This window comes from Pseudomonas sp. PAMC 26793, assembly GCF_000313235.1.
GTDB lineage: Bacteria > Pseudomonadota > Gammaproteobacteria > Pseudomonadales > Pseudomonadaceae > Aquipseudomonas > Aquipseudomonas yamanorum.
Window position 1 is genome coordinate 193,635 of record NZ_AMXG01000038.1, and the last position, 17,854, is coordinate 211,488.

Sequence of the window (17,854 nt, forward strand, 5' to 3'; positions counted from 1 at the left end):
CCTCCGATGTTTCTGTTTAGCGCCCGCGCCCCTATAATGGCTGCCTTTTTCGCCCAATGATTTTGCGGAGCTGGTGATGGCCGAACGTAAGGCGTCCGTCGAGCGCGACACTCTGGAAACCCAGATCAAAGCCTCGATTAACCTGGATGGCACCGGAAAGGCCCGATTTGATATCGGTGTACCTTTTCTTGAGCACATGCTGGACCAGATCGCCCGTCACGGGCTGATCGACCTGGATATCGTCAGCAAGGGCGACCTGCATATCGACGACCACCACACGGTGGAAGACGTCGGTATCACGTTGGGCCAGGCTTTTGCCAAAGCCATCGGCGACAAGAAAGGCATCCGTCGCTACGGCCACGCCTATGTCCCGCTGGATGAAGCGCTGTCGCGTGTGGTCATCGACTTCTCTGGCCGCCCAGGCCTGCAGATGCACGTGCCCTATACTCGTGCCACCGTGGGCGGCTTCGACGTCGACCTGTTCCAGGAATTCTTCCAGGGTTTCGTCAACCACGCACTGGTCAGCCTGCACATCGACAACCTGCGTGGCACCAACACTCACCACCAGATCGAGACCGTGTTCAAGGCCTTCGGTCGTGCCCTGCGCATGGCCGTGGAGCTGGATGACCGCATGGCCGGGCAAATGCCGTCGACCAAGGGCGTCCTGTAATGCAGACGGTCGCGGTTATCGATTACGGCATGGGTAACCTGCACTCGGTGGCCAAGGCCCTCGAGCACGTAGGTGCCGGCAAGGTACTGATCACCAGCGATGCCGACGTGATTCGCGAAGCCGACCGGGTGGTGTTCCCGGGTGTTGGCGCGATTCGCGACTGCATGGCCGAGATCCGCCGCCTGGGCTTCGACAGCCTGGTGCGTGAAGTCAGCCAGGACCGGCCGTTCCTCGGCATCTGCGTGGGCATGCAAGCCTTGCTCGACAGCAGCGAAGAAAACGCCGGCGTCGACTGCATCGGCCTGTTTCCCGGCCAGGTGAAGTTTTTCGGCAAGGACCTGCACGAAGACGGCGAACACCTGAAGGTCCCGCACATGGGCTGGAACGAAGTACGCCAGACCGTGGACCACCCGCTGTGGCACAACGTGCCGGACCTGGCGCGTTTCTACTTCGTGCACAGCTACTACATCGCCGCCGGTAACCCGCGCCAGGTGGTGGGTGGCGGGCACTATGGCGTCGACTTCGCCGCGGCCCTGGCCGACGGCTCGCGCTTTGCCGTGCAGTTCCACCCGGAGAAGAGCCATACCCATGGCCTGCAATTGCTGCAGAACTTCGCCGCCTGGGACGGGCGCTGGTAATGGCCAAGAAGGTCAAGCCGCCGATCTTGAACCTCACTCCCCAGCAGGAGAGTGAGGCCACCGACAAGATCAAGCGTTTCATGGAAGACCGCTTCGAGCTCAAGCTCGGCTCGTTCGAGGTCGCAGAAATCCTCGAACTGTTCACCACTGAAATTGCTCCGCACTATTACAACAGGGCGATTTTCGATGTGCAGACGCACCTTAAGGAAAGGTTCGAAAGCATCGAAAGCGACTTGTGGGCGCTCGAGAAACCCTGATTTCCCGAGCAACGCTGAATATCGAATAAGGTTTGCCAGATGCTGATTATTCCCGCTATCGATCTCAAGGACGGCGCCTGCGTACGTCTGCGCCAGGGCCGCATGGAAGATTCCACGGTGTTCTCCGATGACCCGGTGAGCATGGCTGCCAAGTGGGTGGAAGGCGGTTGCCGTCGTCTGCATCTGGTGGACTTGAACGGTGCGTTCGAAGGCCAGCCGGTCAATGGTGAGGTGGTGACGGCGATCGCCAAGCGCTACCCGAACCTGCCGATCCAGATTGGTGGCGGCATCCGCTCCCTGGAAACCATCGAGCACTACGTGAAAGCGGGCGTGAGCTACGTGATTATCGGCACCAAGGCTGTGAAAGACCCGGCCTTCGTCGCAGAAGCCTGCCGCGCGTTCCCGGGCAAGGTGATCGTCGGCCTCGACGCCAAAGACGGTTTTGTCGCCACCGACGGCTGGGCGGAAATCAGCACCGTCCAGGTGATCGACCTGGCCAAGCAGTTTGAAGCCGACGGCGTCTCCGCCATCGTTTATACCGACATCGCCAAAGACGGCATGATGCAGGGCTGCAACGTTCCGTTCACCGCTGCGCTGGCCGCGGCTACCAAGATCCCGGTGATCGCTTCCGGTGGTATCCACAACCTGGGCGACATCAAGTCGCTGCTGGACGCGAAGGCGCCAGGGATCATCGGCGCCATTACCGGCCGGGCGATCTACGAAGGCACTCTGGACGTCGCTGAAGCCCAGGCTTACTGCGACGCCTACAACGGCTGAGGACTGACCATGGCGCTGGCCAAACGCATCATCCCTTGCCTGGACGTCGACAACGGTCGCGTGGTCAAGGGCGTCAAGTTCGAGAACATCCGTGACGCGGGCGACCCTGTGGAAATTGCCCGTCGCTACGACGAGCAGGGCGCTGACGAGATTACCTTTCTCGACATCACCGCCAGTGTCGATGGTCGCGACACCACGCTGCATACCGTCGAGCGCATGGCCAGCCAGGTGTTTATCCCGCTGACCGTGGGCGGTGGCGTGCGCACCGTGCAGGACATTCGCAACCTGCTGAATGCCGGCGCGGACAAGGTCTCGATCAACACCGCCGCGGTGTTCAACCCGGAATTTGTCGGCGAAGCCGCACAGCACTTCGGCTCCCAATGCATCGTCGTCGCCATCGACGCCAAGAAAGTCTCCGGCCCGGGCGAAACCCCGCGCTGGGAGATCTTCACCCACGGCGGGCGCAAGCCGACCGGGTTGGATGCGGTGCAGTGGGCGATGAAGATGGAAGCCCTGGGGGCCGGTGAAATCCTGCTGACCAGCATGGACCAGGACGGCATGAAAAACGGCTTCGACCTGGGCGTGACCCGTGCCATCAGCGATGCGCTGGGCATCCCGGTAATCGCTTCCGGCGGCGTCGGCAACCTGCAGCACCTGGCCGACGGCGTGATCGAAGGCCACGCCAGCGCGGTACTGGCAGCGAGTATTTTCCACTTTGGCGAATACACCGTTCCCGAGGCCAAGGCCTACATGGCGGCGCGCGGTATCGTCGTTCGTTAAACGTCACTGGACACCATGGCAGGCTCGCGGCACTCTCTGGGCTTGCCATGGATTCCGGTAACTTTCATGTTCAAAGACCTGCTGCTCGCCCTCGCCAGTACCACCATTCTGTTGACGGGTTCGGCCCACGCTGATGAACCGTCCGACGGGGCTTCCCTGGTGCTGCTGACGGAAAACTTCCCGCCCTACAACATGGCGAAAAACGGCAAGAACTTTGCCAAGGAAGAGAACATCGAAGGCATCGCCGTGGACATCGTCCGTGAGACCTTCAAGCGTGCCGGCATTTCCTACAACCTCACTCTGCGTTTCCCCTGGGAACGAATCTACAAACTCGCCCTGGAAAAACCCGGCTACGGCGTGTTCGTGATGGCACGCCTGCCGGGCCGTGAGGCGCTGTTCAAATGGGTCGGTCCCATCGGCCCGGACGATTGGGTGCTGCTGGCCAAGGCTGACAGCAAGATCCAACTGAGCGACCTTGAGCAGGCCCGGCGCTACAGGATTGGCGCCTACAAGGGCGACGCCATCGCCGAGAGCCTGGAGAAACAAGGCCTGAAGCCGGTCATCGTGCTGCGGGATCAAGACAATGCGCAAAAACTGGTGGATGGCCAGATCGACCTGTGGGCCACCGGCGACCCGGCGGGCCGTTACCTGGCACGCCAGGTCGGGGTGACCGGGCTCAAGACGGTGTTGCGTTTCAACAGCGCGGAGCTGTACCTGGCGCTGAACAAAAACGTGCCGGATGACGTAGTGGCGAAACTCCAGGCGGCCCTCGATCAGTTACGGCAGGAGGGTGTCGTCGATACCATCATGGGGCGTTATCTCTAGGTCGGGCTCGGCCTGATCGGGCTCCGCTGGTGGTTCTACTGGTTGTTCCACAGGTGCCTCTACCGGCGGTTCATCACGGTGCACCGGCTCGGAGGCGGGATACTCGCTCACGTACACGTTATCGCCGTTGGTGTAGGTGACGGTGCCGGTCACCTGGCTGCCATCTCCACGCAGCAGGCGATATTCACTCTGGATGACGTAGGCCGCGACGGCTTTGTGGGCCGGGATGTAGGTGATGATTTCCAGAGCCGATAAATCTGCCCAGCCCTTCGCCGAACGCTGGCAATGGGTGAATTCCTGGCCCAGGTGCGCGGAAAAGCTCAATTCAAAGGCGCGGCTATCCGACGGCCACTCACTGCATAGCTCAATGCTGGTGGTGGCGGTGAGGGCTCTTGACTGCTTCCCTGTTTCGCCTTTGGTGGCTGTCCACATGAACGGTTGGCTGGTGGCCGTCTGGTTGTGCCCAAAGCCGACGAACAAGTAGTGATCAATCCTTTCCAGTCGATACATCGGGCAGGTTTGCAATTGTTCGACAGGGCTCAGATCCGGGTCTTTCACGGTAAACCAGGGGAGTTGGCAAAACTGAGGCTGCTCCAGTGTGTGCAGAGCCTCAGGTGGCGCGTAGCCAGAGAGCGGCGGCGGCTTGGGCAACGCCTTCAGGTCGGCGCTCAGCGGCAGGCGCAACGAATAGCTGGCGGTGATCGGCTTGGCATAACTGGCGGTACCGATAAAGGTGCCGGGGGCCAGGTTGATTTCACCAGGGGCTGCGTCGGCGGGCGTGATGCCCCAGGCACTGAAGTCCATTGGCGCACCACTGCCCTTGTCGGTCCAGATCAATTGCCCGGTCCGCGCGGCCATGACCAGATCCTCCCGAACACAGCGCACCGCATTGCGCGAAGGTTTGTCGTAGCCCACGCCGCACACCAGTCCCATGGATACATAGCCTTCAGGCGGCAATGGGCGCCACAGGGAAAAGTCGGTGCGCGCGCCCGAGCCGGCATCCTTCCACACCAACTCGAACTCATCGGGTGAACGAAGTGCGGTGCCGTCGACCTTATTCGCGTCGCTGACGACGGCGACGACTTTCTGCTGGTTGATATTGCGATAGCCTTCGACCGCGATGTCACCCAGCGGGAAGAATTGGCTCAGCGGGTCGGCTGAAGTGGCCGGCCGCCAAAAGCTTATGGACTTGTAAACTCCCGATCCCCGGTCATTCCACAGAGGGATGAATTCGGAAGTGAAATTGATGAGCAGGTCTTTGTATTGCAGTGCGTTCATGAGGAGACTCTCCAGTTGATCCAGGGATCCACTATCGGAGAGTCAGCAGGGGCAGGAGCGGTAGCTATTTAGAGTTAACGGTAGGTACCGTTTTTACCGTGGCCGGCCATGGCCTGATTACTGCGCAGGCTGATCATCAACTTGATGTCGATCCAGTCGATGCCCTGGGCCTTGAGCTTGGGCAGCTCCCGTTCCAGTACCGCCAGCGTCTGTGGATAAGGGTGGCCGATCATCACCGCCGAACCCTCTTTGTGGGCCAGCTTGATCGCGGTCTGCAATTGAGTGGTGATGGCCGCTTCGGTGCGTTCGTCATCGAGGAACACATCCCGCGAGACGCTGGCCAGACCAATCTTCTGCGCCTCGGCGGCAGCGACGGTTTTAGCGCTGGTGCGGCTATCGACGAAGAACTTGTGGCGCCGTTGCAGCTCACCCATCAACCAGGCCATGGCCTCGGGCTGGGCGGTCATGCGGCTGCCCATGTGGTTGTTGATGCCGGCGGTGTAAGGCACGGCCTTGAAGGCCGCGTCCAGGCGTTTGCCGAGTTCTTCGATGGGCAGGTCGGGGTGCCAGGCGAACGGGCCGGTGGCCGGGTCCATGGGCATGTGCAGGATGACGATCTTGCCCGCCTTGTGGGCTTCGCGGGCGAATTCGGCGGCGTGGGGTGTGTCGGGCATGATCGCCGTGGTCACCGGGCCGGGCAGGGCGAGCACGCGACGATCCCGGGGCAGGTTTTGCCCGAGGTCGTCGATGATCAGGGTCAGGTAGGCTTTGTGTTCAGCGGGGGCTGCACTGGCGGGGTTGCCGTGGGCAACTCCCGCCAGACAGCACAGCAACGCGATGATCAGTCCACAACGCATATCAACGGCTGCGCGTAATGCTCAAGCCCTTGAGCAGGCTCAGCGCCTGGGCCAGTTGATAATCGTCGTCCTGCGGCATCGGCTTGGCTTTCGAGCCGCTGCCGGTTGGCTGGTCGGCGCCGCCGTTGCCATTGCCCAGGTGGCCCTGCAGGTCAGCTTCCTTGTAGAACTCGCTGTCCGCTTCGTTGGTGATCTTGGCCTTGCGCACCTCGATGTCCGGCACGATGCCCTGGGCCTGGATCGAGCGACCATTCGGCGTGTAGTACAGCGCCGTGGTGATCTTCAATGCGCGATCATTGTTCAGCGGCAGCACGGTTTGCACCGAGCCTTTGCCGAAGCTGGTGGTGCCCATCAGCACACCGCGCTTCTGGTCTTGCAGGGCGCCGGCGACGATTTCCGAGGCCGAGGCGCTGCCGCCGTTGATCAGCACAACCATCGGCACGCCTTCGCTGAGGTCGTTGCCGGTGGCCGAGAAGCGCAGTTCGGAGTTGGCGATACGGCCCTTGGTGTAGACGATCAGGCCCTTGGTGATGAAGTGGTCGACCACTTCCACTGCCGCCTGCAACACGCCGCCCGGGTTGTTGCGCAGGTCGAGCACGATGCCGCTGAGTTTCTTGCCATTGTCTTTACGCAGCTTGGCCAGGGCCTTGGCCACTTCGTCGCCGGTCTTGACCTGGAACTGGGTGATACGGATGTAGCCGTAGCCCGACTCCAGCAACTGGCTCTTCACGCTCTTGACCGTAATGGTGGCGCGAGTGAGCGTCACGTCGAACGGCGTGCCGCCGTCGCGCACCAGGGTCAGGGTGATTTTCTGGCCGATCTTGCCGCGCATCTTGTCGACCGCTTCGGTCATGGTCTGGCCACGGGTCGGCTGGCCGTTGATCTTGACGATAAAGTCGCCGGCCTGGATGCCGGCCTTGGACGCCGGGGTGTCATCGATCGGCGAGACCACCTTGATGTTGCCGTCGTCGGCGCCGACTTCAATGCCCAGGCCACCGAATTCACCGCTGGTGCTTTCCTGCAGCTCGGCGAAATCTTCCGGGCCCAGGTAGGCGGAGTGCGGGTCAAGGTTGCTGAGCATGCCCTTGATGGCATTTTCCAGCAGGGTCTTGTCGTCCACAGGTTCGACATAAGCGGCCTTGATCCGGTCCATGACCTCGGCAAAGGTGCGCAACTCGTCCAGCGGCAGCGGGGCCTTGGTGGTCGCGGCCGTGGCTGACTGGGCGGTCTGGTCGGCGAATGCCAAAGGCGCGCCGATCACCAGGGCGATCGTCAGGGCCAGCGATGTGAGGCGGGACAAATGCAGCATGTCGAACGAACTCCTAATGTAGATGCGCCCCTTATCCTTGGGTGCGGCACCATTGTGCCGGGTCGCTTGGGCGGCCCTGCTGACGAATAGCGAAGTACAGCGCCGGAGTGTCCTGGCCACCACTGTTACCGACAGTGGAGATGGATTCACCGGCTTTTACAACATCACCTGCGGCTTTAAGCAAAGTTTGATTGTGGCCGTAAAGGCTCAAATAGCCATTACCGTGGTCAAGAATCACCAACAAACCTGCACCGCGCAGCCAATCGGCGAATACCACACGGCCGCCGTGAATGGCGTGGACCTGGGTACCGGCACCGGCACTGATCATCACACCGTCCCACTTGGCGCGGGTGTCATCGCCACGGGTTTCACCAAAGCGTGCCAGTAATCGACCATCAACTGGCCATGGAAGTTTGCCCCGGGCTGAAGCAAAAGGTCCGCCAAACGATTCGCCGGCGCTGGAAACCAGCGGGCCAGGCGCTGCACGCGCCGGTTTACGCGGGGCCGGGGCATCGGTGGCGCTGGCAACGGCCTCGGCCGCCTCACGCTCGCGTTTTTTTTCGGCTTCCTGCTGGGCGATCAGCGCTTTTTGTCGCGCTTCTTCGGCCTCGCGGGCCTGGCGAGCCAGGGTTTCCTCGATGGTTTTCAGGACTTTGGCCAGGTCGGCCTGGTCTTGCTCGCGATTCTTGAGCTTGGCATCCCGGGCCTTTACGTCGTCATTCAGCTTGGCCAGCGCCTGCTGGCGCTCCTTGCGAACCTTGTCCAGCTCGTCGCGCTGGCTGTCCAGGGCGCTTTTCTGGTCGAGCAACTGCGACTGCTGGTTGGCGATCTCGGTTTCGACATTGGCCAGCTGGCGCAGTGTCTCGTTGAAGCTTTTCAGTTGCTCCAGGCGGGCCTTGCTCAGGTAGTCGTAATAGGTGAGGGTGCGGGCGAATTTTTCCGGGTTCTGCTGGTTGAGCAGCAGCTTGAGGTATTCCTGGCGGCCGTTCTGGTAGGCGGCGCGGGCCTGGATCGCGATCAGGCGTTGCTGTTCAACGCGGGCGCTCTGGAGTTTTTTTTTCTCAGCGTCGAGTCGCTCCAGTTCCGACTCGCTCTTCTTTAGTTCTTTTTGCAACTCCTGGACCTGCTTCTCCAGCTTGCCCATCTCGGTTTCCGTGCCGCGCAGGTCTTTCTGCACGCCGGACTTCTCTTCCTGGAGCTTGCCGAGCAGCTTCTTCAGTTCGGTAATGTCCTGACGCGTAGCGTCCAACTGTTGTTGGGTTTGTGCGCGCTCATCGGCAAATGCCGGTTGGAGCAGGCAGACAAGAGCAAGGGTAATCAAGGCGCGAAGCATAGAGGCGGGCGACACCAGGGAAAGGGACGGCCTAGTATGCCCGGCCCACGCTGCAAAAAAAACGTCCAATTCGGGCTGGCAGGCAAGTTAGGTGCCCAGTGGCTGCATTCTGTAAACGATTGTGGGCGGGTCCTGTGGCTCTTTGAAGGCGACGAACGGTATAGAGCGCCGCGTCGTGCTTCTACGGTTGTTTTATACGCTTGGCGAAATGCCTTGAAATGCTCCACCTGCACGGTGTTTTTGAGCTCGGAATAGACTCGTCGGCCCATTTAATCAGCCGGTTGGCATAGTCAGTGATGCCCTTTATTCACGAGTCAAAAGGCCAGCAAACTTGGCTCGATTATGGGCTTCCGGACCTTCGCAGCCTGGATCGAGCTTTGCGGGCACCTCCACTTGAGGAAGTGCCTGCCGGCAACGACATCCCAACGGCCATCGATATAGTCGCAATGCATTTTGGCATTGCCCATTCGAGCTCTTCAGAGGTGGAAATTACTTCGCCATTGGGGCAAATAGCGATCAGGCGCAGTTGTCTGCAGCATATTGTTGAAAAACGGCAGGACGCCAGAGAGCGATATGTCAGGTTCGCCTTGGACACATTGACGGGGCCTCTGGAAATATGGCGTGTTGCTTATAGCGATTGCTCCGCTCGTTTAGCATTCATTGGGGCTTATGAATCCAGAAGGCAGATGCTGGTGGTGGTCAATATTCAGGCTGGCAATGTGCTGTGGAACTTCATGCAGACAGACGCCAAGGCCTTGAATAAGCATCGTCATGGTGAGTTGCTCTATAAGCGTTACGAGCTTTTGTGACGCCCAAAGAAAAGGGCAGCTCTTTCGAACTGCCCTAAGTAGTGCTTGCTTGATATTCATATACACACCCTCAAGCAGGGGTGTGGAGGTCTCACCCTACGCGGATATCCAGCCATCTACGGGGTTCCTACGCCAGTTATCGCCGCTGGAGGCAACTGGTTTCGCGCTCGAGTCCATTATTGACGGGCTGCCTGTTTTGAGCAACCCCTGAACTGTGTCAGACCAGAATCGAAGTGCCAGTCATCTCTTTCGGCTTCTCCAGCCCCATCAGCATCAACATGGTCGGTGCCACGTCGGCCAGCACGCCGCCATCACGTACTTTAAGGTCACGTTTGCCGACGTAGATGAACGGCACTGGCTCGGTGGTGTGGGCGGTGTGGGCCTGGCCGGTGGATTCGTCGGACATTTGTTCGCAGTTGCCGTGGTCGGCGGTGATCAGTGCTTCGCCGCCTACCTTGTCCAGGGCGTCGACGATGCGGCCGACGCACAGGTCCAGGCATTCAACGGCTTTTACCGCCGCTTCCAGGTTGCCGCTGTGGCCCACCATGTCGCCGTTGGCGTAGTTGACCACGATCACGTCGTAACGCTGGTGCTCGATGGCGTCGACGATCTTGTCCGTGACTTCCGGGGCACTCATTTCCGGCTGCAGGTCGTAGGTGGCGACTTTCGGCGACGGGATCAGGATGCGTTCTTCACCCGGGAACGGTTCTTCACGACCGCCGGAGAAGAAGAAGGTCACGTGGGCGTATTTCTCGGTTTCGGCAATGCGCAGTTGGGTCTTGCCGTTTTTCGCGAGGTAATCCCCCAGCACGTTTTCCAGACTGCCCGGGGCGAATGCCGACGGGGCCGGGATGTTAGCGGCGTATTGGGTCAGCATCACGAATTCGACTTTCGGCTGGCGGGCGCGTTCGAAGTCCTTGAAACCGGCATCGACGAACACATGGCTCAGCTCGCGGGCACGGTCGGCGCGGAAGTTCATGAACACCACGGCGTCGCCATCCTCGACTTTTACCGGTTCACCGATGGTGGTGGCCTTGACGAATTCGTCGCTCTCGCCACGGGCGTAGGCGGCCTCCAGGCCTTCCTGGGCAGTGGCGGCGTTGAATTCGGCCTGGCCGTCGACGATCAGGTTGTAGGCCTGGGCCACGCGGTCCCAACGGTTGTCACGGTCCATCGCGAAGTAACGGCCGACCAGGCTGGCGATGCGGCCTTTGCCGAGGGTCTTGAAGGTTTCGTCCAGCAGTTCGATGGAGGACTGGGCGCTTTTCGGCGGGGTGTCGCGGCCGTCGAGGAACGCGTGCAGGTAGATCTTCTCGGCGCCGCGCTTGAAGGCCAGTTCGGCCATGGCGATCAGGTGGTCCTGGTGGCTGTGGACGCCGCCGTCCGACAGCAGGCCCATGAAGTGCACGGCCTTTCCGGCCTTGACTGCCTTATCCACTGCCGCGCAGATAGTCGGGTTCTCGAAAAACTCGCCGTCGCGGATCGCTTTGGTCACGCGGGTGAAGTCTTGGTATACCACTCGTCCGGCGCCGAGGTTCATGTGGCCGACTTCCGAGTTGCCCATTTGGCCGTCCGGCAGGCCAACATCCATGCCCGACCCGGAGATCAGGCCGTTCGGCACGGTAGCGCTCAGACGGTCCAGTACTGGCTTCCTGGCCGAGTACACAGCGTTGTCGTGGTGGCTTTCACTGTGTCCGAAGCCATCGAGAATTATCAGGACCAAAGGTTTAGGCGTATTAGTCATAGATCCTCTCGCGGCGGTAATGAATGAAGGCAATTGAAAAGGGAGTGGCAGTTTAAAGCGAAGTTCCGACCACGTCACCGCTTTACGGGGGTTGGCCGACCATGACGGCTGTGTATACTTACCGCCATTTTAACGCCCTGGAACCTCCTTGATGGTTGATCACCTGATTGCATTTGCCACTACCCACTATTTGCTCGCTGGTGCGTTCGTCGTACTGCTGGCGCTGCTGATCGCTCACGAAATGAGCCGCGGTGGCCGCAGCCTCAGCACGTCCGAGCTGACCGCCCTGGTTAACAAGGATGAGGCCGTAGTGGTGGACATTCGTCCCGCCAAGGATTTCGCCGCCGGTCACATTGTCGGCGCGCTGAACATTCCCCAGGACAAGCTGATTTCGCGCCTGGCCGAGCTGGAAAAGCACAAGGCCAAGACCATCATCCTGGTCGACGCCCAGGGCCAGCACTCCGGCACTCACGCCCGCGAGATGCTGAAAACCGGTCTCAACGCCGCCAAACTGTCGGGTGGTATTTCCAGCTGGCGTGGCGATAACCTGCCGCTGGTGAAGTGATATGAGCCAGGTTGTCGTCTATTCCAGCGATTATTGCCCTTATTGCATGCGGGCCAAGGCCCTGCTTGAGAAAAAGGGCATTGCCTTCGAAGAGATCAAGGTTGATGGCAAGCCCCAGGTGCGCGCCGAGATGACCAAGAAAGCGGGACGCACGTCCGTGCCGCAGATCTGGATCGGTGACAAGCATGTCGGTGGATGCGATGACCTGTTCGCACTTGAGCGCGCCGGTAAACTGGATGCGCTGCTTCACGTCTGACTCCTAACCCCTAAAAGACCCCAAGATCACGAAGGATCTGCGATGACTGACCAACAGAACACCGAAGCGGCAGCAGAAGAGGCTCAAGGCCCACAATTTTCCCTGCAGCGTATTTACGTACGTGACTTGTCGTTCGAAGCGCCAAAGAGCCCGGCCATCTTCCGTCAGGAATGGACCCCGAGTGTTGCGCTGGACCTGAACACCCGTCAAAAGGCGCTGGAAGGTGACTTCCACGAAGTCGTGCTGACCCTGTCGGTCACCGTCAAGAATGGCGAAGAAGTGGCCTTCATTGCTGAAGTGCAACAGGCCGGTATCTTCCTGATCCAGGGCCTGGACGAAGCGTCCATGAGCCACACCCTGGGCGCGTTCTGCCCGAACATCCTGTTCCCGTATGCCCGTGAGACCCTGGACAGCCTGGTCACCCGTGGTTCGTTCCCGGCGCTGATGCTGGCTCCGGTGAACTTCGATGCCCTGTACGCGCAAGAGCTGCAGCGCATGCAACAGGAAGGTTCGCCAACGGTTCAGTAAGCTGTTCTGAGCAACGACGCCGATCCAATGTGGGAGCGGGCTTGCTCGCGAATGCGGTACTTCAGTCGATATCTTCGTTGACTGGCACTCCGCTTTCGCGAGCAAGCCCGCTCCCACATTCGTTATGCAGTGTTACTTGAACCCCAGTTGCCGCCAACCTTCGTAGACGGCGACGGCCACGGTGTTGGACAGGTTCAGGCTGCGGCAGCCTTCGCGCATCGGCAGGCGCAGGCGGTGGCCGTCGGGCAGGGCGTCGAGGACGTCCGCCGGCAGGCCCCGGCTTTCCGGGCCGAACAGGAAGGCGTCGCCTTCGGCAAAGCTGGCATCATGAAATGGCCGCGAGCCCTTTGTGGTAAACGCGAACAACCGTGGGTGGTTCAGGCTTTCCAGGCAGCTGGCGAGGTCCGCGTGGCGTTGCAGGGTGGCGTACTCGTGGTAGTCCAGCCCGGCGCGGCGCAGGCGCTTGTCGTCCATGTCGAAACCCAAGGGCTCGATCAAATGCAGGTGGCAGCCACTGTTGGCGCACAGCCTGATAACGTTGCCGGTATTCGGCGGAATTTCTGGTTGAAAAAGGATGACGTGAAACATGCACGGCTCCGAAGGCAAAGATGCGCTGCATTCTACCCCTGAAGAAGATCCCAGGCCGAAGCTATTGCCACGGGTTTTAGGCTCGTTGGCCATTGTCGGCTTGATGGTGGGCCTGATGATCGGCCGTCTGACCACGCCAGACCCGGTTGAGCTGCAGCAGGTGGAGCCTACGGCCGATGGCCTGGTGGTGTGGTTCAACAGCGAGCCCAAGCTGCACGGCGAGCATATCGACGGCACGGTGGCGCTGCTGTTCGATGCGCTGGGCAAGGCTCAGGGCGGGCAACTGAAGGTCAATGACAAGGACGTGAACTGGCGCGTACGCAAGACCGATGGCGGCTTGCTGCTGAACCTGGTGGCGGCTCGGCCGTTGCGTGGGGAGTGGTCGGGAGAGAAGGCCGATGGACGCTGGCGGGTGGAGATCCATCTCCAGGAGCAATAAAAGAGGGAATCCCCGGCCTGCCTGTACCAAGGTTCCCAAAACGGGCTGGGGCTATGGGCGCGTTGCCTCATAAGCCCCGGGTGTAAAGAAGGGAGTTCCCGGCCTGCCTGTACCAGGGCTCCCAAAACGGGGTGAAGCCAAAGGCTTCGGTGTTAAAGAGGGAATCCCCGGCCTGCCTGTACCGAGGTTCCCGAAACGGCTGTGGGGCGCGACGCGATCCGCATCAAGCACCCCGGGTGTAAAGAGGGGATTCTCGGCCTGCCTGTACCAAGGTCCCCGAAACTGGGTAGTGACAGGGTTATTGCAGGGCGCGTGCCAGAATTGCGAAGTGGTGCCAAAAAAATTCTTCAGAAAGCGCAAAGCCCCGGAATACGGGGCTTTGGCTTTTTTGGATTTTAATATTTTCTTAACAAGGTGGGTGTTTCAAGCGTTGGATGTGCGCGCGATGCCGGTTCGTGGTGCATTGAAGCGGTGCACAGTGCTGAAACCTTGTGGAGATCCAAAATTCGGGAGCGGGCTTGCTCGCGAAGGCGGCGCGTCAGTCGATACGTATGTTGACTGAACCATCGCCTTCGCGAGCAAGCCCGCTCCCACACTGGATCTTCGGTGTACTTGAGAGATCAATCAGCCTTCATCGCCCTCATCATCGTCCCCACCGTCGACCTTCATCCCCAGCTCCTTGATCTTGCGAGTCAGGGTATTGCGGCCCCAGCCCAGCAGCACGGCGGCGTCGCGACGACGCCCGGCGGTATGCTTGAGGGCGGTTTCGATCATGATCCGCTCGAAGGCCGGCACAGCGCTGTCCAGCAGGTTCGACTGGCCACGTGCCAAGGCCTGGTCGGCCCACTGGCGCAGCGCCTGCTCCCAGTTGGTCACCGGCGCCGAATCCTGCGGCAGGCTCAACAGCTCAGGCGGCAGGTCGCTGATATGCACTTCGCGACCCGAAGCCATCACCGTGATCCAGCGGCAGGTGTTCTCCAGCTGGCGTACGTTGCCCGGCCATGGCAGGTTCTTCAGGTATTCCTCGGTCTCGCTTTTCAGCAGCTTCGGCTCGACGGCCAGCTCCTGGGCGGCGCGGCTGAGGAAGTGACGGGCCAGGGTCGGGATGTCTTCGCGGCGGTCCGACATCCGTGGGATATGGATGCGGATCACGTTCAGGCGGTGGAACAAGTCTTCACGGAATTTCCCGGCATGCACCAGGGTTTCCAGGTTCTGGTGGGTCGCGGCGATGATGCGTACGTCGACCTTGACCGGCGTGTGCCCGCCTACGCGGTAAAACTCGCCGTCGGCCAGGACCCGCAGCAAGCGCGTCTGGGTGTCGGCCGGCATGTCGCCGATTTCATCGAGGAACAGCGTGCCGCCATCGGCCTGCTCAAAACGGCCACGGCGCAGGTTGGCCGCGCCGGTGAACGCGCCTTTTTCGTGGCCGAACAGTTCCGACTCCATCAGGTCCTTCGGAATCGCCGCCATGTTCAATGCGATGAACGGCGACGCGGCCCGTGGGCTGTGACGGTGCAGGGCGTGAGCCACCAGTTCTTTACCGGTACCCGACTCGCCGTTGATCAGCACGGTGATGTTGGAGTGGCTCAAGCGCCCGATGGCGCGAAACACTTCCTGCATCGCCGGCGCTTCGCCGATGATTTCCGGGGTGCGGGTCAGGGCCGGTGGGGCTTCCTGGTTCTGCTGTTCCTGGGCGTGCTGGTTGGCGCGTTTTACCAGCGCCACCGCTTCGTCCACATCGAACGGTTTCGGCAGGTATTCAAAGGCACCGCCCTGATAGGACGCGACAGCGCTGTCCAGGTCCGAGTGCGCGGTCATGATGATCACCGGCAAGCGCGGGTGCTGCTCGCGAATCCGCGCCAGCAAGTCCAGGCCACTGGCGCCGGGCATGCGGATGTCAGAGATGATCACGTCGGGCTGCTGGCGAGCCAGGCGGCTCATCACCCCGTCGGCGCTGTCGAAGCTCTGGGTGGTCATGCCTTCCTGTTGCAAGGCTTTCTCCAGGACCCAGCGGATAGAACGGTCGTCATCGACGATCCAGACAGTTTCACTACGGCTCATGTCGATGGGGCTCCTTGTTCCAGTGGCAGAAAGATCGAGAAGGTGGTGTGACCGGGATGGCTCTCACACTCGATCAAGCCCTGGTGCTGGCTGATGATGTTCTGGGTAATGGCCAAACCGAGCCCGGTACCGTCCGGGCGGCCGCTGACCATTGGGAAAAAGATGGTTTCCTGCAGTTCGGCAGGGATGCCCGGGCCGTTGTCGATGATCTCGACCTTGGTCACCAGGCGATGGCGCACGTGGCCGATGGTGAACTGGCGCAGCGCGCGGGTGCGCAAGCTGATGCGGCCCAGGCGCAGTTCGTTCTGGCTGCTGATGGCCTGCATCGCGTTGCGCACGATATTGAGCACCGCCTGAATCATCTGCTCGCGGTCGATCAATACGTCGGGAATGCTCGGGTCGTAGTCGCGCACCAAGGTGATGCAGCCTTGGCTTTCGGCCTCTACCAGTTGGCAAACCCGCTCCAATACTTCGTGGACGTTGGTCATCGCCAGCGACGGCAGCTTGTTGGAGCCGAGCATGCGATCCACCAGGTTACGCAGGCGGTCGGCTTCCTCGATGATGACGTTGGTGTAGTCCTTGAGGTTCTCGTCCGGCAGCTCGCGGGCCAGCAACTGTGCGGCGCCGCGAATCCCGCCCAGGGGGTTCTTGATCTCGTGGGCCAGGCCACGCACCAGCATCTTGCTGGTTTCCTGCTTGGACAGTTGCGCCTCTTCCTTGGTGATGCGCAGCAGGCGATCCCGGGGGTGCACCTCCAGCAGCAGCAACGTGGCACCGTGGCTCAGAATCGGCGTAACCGCGTAGTCGACGGTCAGGGTCTGGCCGGTGAGGGCGGTGAGCATCGCTTCGCGCTTGGTGAACGGGTGCGCCTGCTCCACGGCCTGGCGCAATGAGCTCAGGGCCTCGGCCGACTCAGTGAACAGCTCACTGATGAATTGCCCATGGCTGCGCTGTCCGCTGATGGCCAGCAGCATCTCCGCCGCCGGGTTCATGTACTCAAGGCGCAGTTCGTCATTGAGCAGAATGGTCGCGGTGGTCAGGTTGTCGAGTAGCAGGCGGTGCAGTGCGTCGCTGATGGTCATTAGGACCTCTTTTGGAGCAAGGCGCGGGCTTGAGGCACACGCTGATACAAGGAAAATGCAAAAACCAAACCAAAGCTCCGAAAAGAAGCGTTAAAGCCCTGAAATGGGAGGTTAAGGCGCGAAACTGTGGCGTTCTGCCAGCTTGGGCGGGAAGTTTCGAACCAAAATGGGTTGCGTAAGTGGGAAGGGTGCAACGCATTGCACCAATATAGTGCGGTTTTGAAAGATCTGTTCAGGAAGCTGGTGGCAACGACTGATTGACTGAATGGGTCGGATCTAGATTGTGGGAGCGGGCTTGCTCGCGAAGGCGGCGTGTCAGTCATGCATATATCAACTGACACACCGCCTTCGCGAGCAAGCCCGCTTCCACATTTTGATGGGGTTCGCAATTTTAGATTTTATAGAGGCACAGCTCGGCGGTGGCGCGGATCATCGCCAGTTGGTGCAGTGGGTCATGTGCAGCTGCGTGATTGGCCTGGGCCAGCCATTGCGGACACTGGGGGTTGGTGCGTTCTGGGGTGAAGTCCGCCAGCTGTTGCAGCAGGCGTTTTTGCAGCAGGTCCAGTTTAGGGCGAATCTGGCCGACCAGATCCGGGCGTGGGTCATTGGGTGCCTTGCCTTGCAGCTGCCAATCGGACAGGTGGGCGTACTGCACCAATTTGTTCGCCTCGATCTGGGCCGAGAAAAACTGCTCGGCCTGGGCCGGTGCCAGTTTGTAGCCCGGTGCCTGGGCGACGACGCTGGCGATCACATCCTGCTCCCGTGGGCGGTCCTCGACGGGCTTGTGGCTGTCCCATTTGCTCAGGGCCACCTGGTCGGCAATCGCCAGGCGTTCGGCGATGCTGTCGAGCAGAGGGGCGAGGGTGGGCGGCGCGGCGGATGCGCTGGCACTAATGGCCAGCAATATGAAGGCGAGTTTGAATTTCAAGGCAGAACCCTCTTCTGTAGGAGCGAGCTTGCTCGCGAAGGTCGCTAACGATAACGCGTAAATATTGAAGAAATACGGTGTCTTTGGATTTTTCGCAGGCAAGCCCGCTCCCACAGGGTTTGGCGGGCAA

At 60.6% G+C, this 17,854-nt stretch carries 20 protein-coding genes; 11 read left to right on the plus strand and 9 right to left on the minus strand.

What is annotated here, in order from left to right; all coding sequences use genetic code 11:
• Positions 1–76 precede the first annotated feature (76 nt).
• The 6 genes from hisB to D109_RS0118420 all read left to right on the plus strand — a co-directional run bounded on the left by hisB (position 77) and on the right by D109_RS0118420 (position 3,947).
• Positions 77–670: an imidazoleglycerol-phosphate dehydratase HisB gene (hisB, locus tag D109_RS0118395; protein ID WP_003218037.1), complete on the plus strand. Its 594-nt coding sequence runs from the start codon at positions 77–79 to the stop codon at positions 668–670.
• Positions 670–1,308, plus strand: a complete 639-nt coding sequence (gene hisH, locus D109_RS0118400) for an imidazole glycerol phosphate synthase subunit HisH (RefSeq protein WP_017478168.1) — start codon at positions 670–672, stop codon at positions 1,306–1,308. The genes hisB and hisH overlap by 1 nt, the downstream gene beginning before the upstream one ends.
• Positions 1,308–1,565, plus strand: a complete 258-nt coding sequence (locus D109_RS0118405; protein WP_003218033.1) for a DUF2164 domain-containing protein — start codon at positions 1,308–1,310, stop codon at positions 1,563–1,565. Before hisH ends, D109_RS0118405 begins: the two co-directional genes overlap by 1 nt.
• Positions 1,566–1,604: 39 nt before the next feature.
• Positions 1,605–2,342, plus strand: a complete 738-nt coding sequence (hisA, locus tag D109_RS0118410) for a 1-(5-phosphoribosyl)-5-[(5-phosphoribosylamino)methylideneamino]imidazole-4-carboxamide isomerase (protein WP_003187784.1) — start codon at positions 1,605–1,607, stop codon at positions 2,340–2,342.
• A 9-nt stretch (positions 2,343–2,351) separates the two neighbouring features.
• Complete coding sequence (hisF, locus tag D109_RS0118415) at positions 2,352–3,122, plus strand: imidazole glycerol phosphate synthase subunit HisF (protein WP_003218030.1); 771 nt, start codon at positions 2,352–2,354, stop codon at positions 3,120–3,122.
• Between the two features lie 66 nt (positions 3,123–3,188).
• A complete protein-coding gene (locus D109_RS0118420; RefSeq protein ID WP_017478169.1) occupies positions 3,189–3,947 on the plus strand; it encodes an ABC transporter substrate-binding protein in 759 nt (252 codons plus the stop codon).
• Here the strand turns inward: D109_RS0118420 and D109_RS0118425 are convergent.
• The 4 genes from D109_RS0118425 to D109_RS0118440 all read right to left on the minus strand — a co-directional run bounded on the left by D109_RS0118425 (position 3,900) and on the right by D109_RS0118440 (position 8,724).
• Positions 3,900–5,225: a Vps62-related protein gene (locus tag D109_RS0118425; RefSeq protein ID WP_017478170.1), complete on the minus strand. Its 1,326-nt coding sequence runs from the start codon at positions 5,223–5,225 to the stop codon at positions 3,900–3,902. The genes D109_RS0118420 and D109_RS0118425 overlap by 48 nt on opposite strands.
• Before the next feature lie 74 nt (positions 5,226–5,299).
• A complete protein-coding gene (locus D109_RS0118430; RefSeq protein ID WP_017478171.1) occupies positions 5,300–6,082 on the minus strand; it encodes a divergent polysaccharide deacetylase family protein in 783 nt (260 codons plus the stop codon).
• Between the two features lies 1 nt (position 6,083).
• Positions 6,084–7,391: a S41 family peptidase gene (locus tag D109_RS0118435; RefSeq protein ID WP_017478172.1), complete on the minus strand. Its 1,308-nt coding sequence runs from the start codon at positions 7,389–7,391 to the stop codon at positions 6,084–6,086.
• Positions 7,392–7,422: 31 nt separating this feature from the next.
• On the minus strand, positions 7,423–8,724 hold the full coding sequence (locus D109_RS0118440) for a murein hydrolase activator EnvC (protein WP_017478173.1): 1,302 nt from the start codon (positions 8,722–8,724) through the stop codon (positions 7,423–7,425).
• Between the two features lie 296 nt (positions 8,725–9,020).
• On the opposite strand from D109_RS0118440, the gene D109_RS1000000134150 reads away from it, so the two are divergent.
• Positions 9,021–9,533, plus strand: a complete 513-nt coding sequence (locus D109_RS1000000134150; protein ID WP_152416382.1) for a PBECR2 nuclease fold domain-containing protein — start codon at positions 9,021–9,023, stop codon at positions 9,531–9,533.
• A 217-nt stretch (positions 9,534–9,750) separates the two neighbouring features.
• Here the strand turns inward: D109_RS1000000134150 and gpmI are convergent, their stop codons facing one another.
• A complete protein-coding gene (gene gpmI, locus D109_RS0118455) occupies positions 9,751–11,277 on the minus strand; it encodes a 2,3-bisphosphoglycerate-independent phosphoglycerate mutase (protein ID WP_026078055.1) in 1,527 nt (508 codons plus the stop codon).
• A 151-nt stretch (positions 11,278–11,428) separates the two neighbouring features.
• On the opposite strand from gpmI, the gene D109_RS0118460 reads away from it, so the two are divergent.
• From D109_RS0118460 to secB, 3 genes are read left to right on the plus strand one after another with little or no spacing between them, the layout of a single operon-like run.
• On the plus strand, positions 11,429–11,842 hold the full coding sequence (locus D109_RS0118460; RefSeq protein WP_017478176.1) for a rhodanese-like domain-containing protein: 414 nt from the start codon (positions 11,429–11,431) through the stop codon (positions 11,840–11,842).
• A 1-nt stretch (position 11,843) separates the two neighbouring features.
• Positions 11,844–12,098 carry a glutaredoxin 3 gene (grxC, locus tag D109_RS0118465; protein WP_010169095.1) on the plus strand — a complete coding sequence of 85 codons (255 nt, stop codon included), beginning with the start codon at positions 11,844–11,846 and terminating at the stop codon, positions 12,096–12,098.
• 42 nt (positions 12,099–12,140) lie between these two features.
• Entirely contained in the window at positions 12,141–12,626 is a 486-nt protein-coding gene (gene secB, locus D109_RS0118470) for a protein-export chaperone SecB (RefSeq protein WP_003218009.1), read from the plus strand.
• 132 nt (positions 12,627–12,758) lie between these two features.
• Here secB and D109_RS0118475 read toward each other — a convergent pair whose 3' ends face one another.
• Positions 12,759–13,214: a tRNA (cytidine(34)-2'-O)-methyltransferase gene (locus D109_RS0118475; RefSeq protein WP_003218007.1), complete on the minus strand. Its 456-nt coding sequence runs from the start codon at positions 13,212–13,214 to the stop codon at positions 12,759–12,761.
• Between D109_RS0118475 and D109_RS0118480 the strand changes: the two genes are divergently transcribed.
• The gene (locus D109_RS0118480) at positions 13,213–13,653 is read left to right on the plus strand and encodes a hypothetical protein (RefSeq protein WP_017478177.1); all 441 of its coding nucleotides are present in this window, start codon (positions 13,213–13,215) and stop codon (positions 13,651–13,653) included. The two genes, D109_RS0118475 and D109_RS0118480, sit on opposite strands and share 2 nt — an antisense overlap.
• A gap of 624 nt (positions 13,654–14,277) precedes the next feature.
• Here D109_RS0118480 and ntrC read toward each other — a convergent pair.
• The 3 genes from ntrC to D109_RS0118495 all read right to left on the minus strand — a co-directional run bounded on the left by ntrC (position 14,278) and on the right by D109_RS0118495 (position 17,724).
• Positions 14,278–15,714, minus strand: coding sequence for a nitrogen regulation protein NR(I) (gene ntrC / locus D109_RS0118485; RefSeq protein ID WP_003218003.1), 1,437 nt, complete (start codon positions 15,712–15,714; stop codon positions 14,278–14,280).
• A complete protein-coding gene (glnL, locus tag D109_RS0118490) occupies positions 15,711–16,796 on the minus strand; it encodes a nitrogen regulation protein NR(II) (RefSeq protein WP_003218001.1) in 1,086 nt (361 codons plus the stop codon). The genes ntrC and glnL overlap by 4 nt, the downstream gene beginning before the upstream one ends.
• Before the next feature lie 391 nt (positions 16,797–17,187).
• The gene (locus D109_RS0118495) at positions 17,188–17,724 is read right to left on the minus strand and encodes a chorismate mutase (protein WP_017478178.1); all 537 of its coding nucleotides are present in this window, start codon (positions 17,722–17,724) and stop codon (positions 17,188–17,190) included.
• Positions 17,725–17,854: the final 130 nt, after the last annotated feature.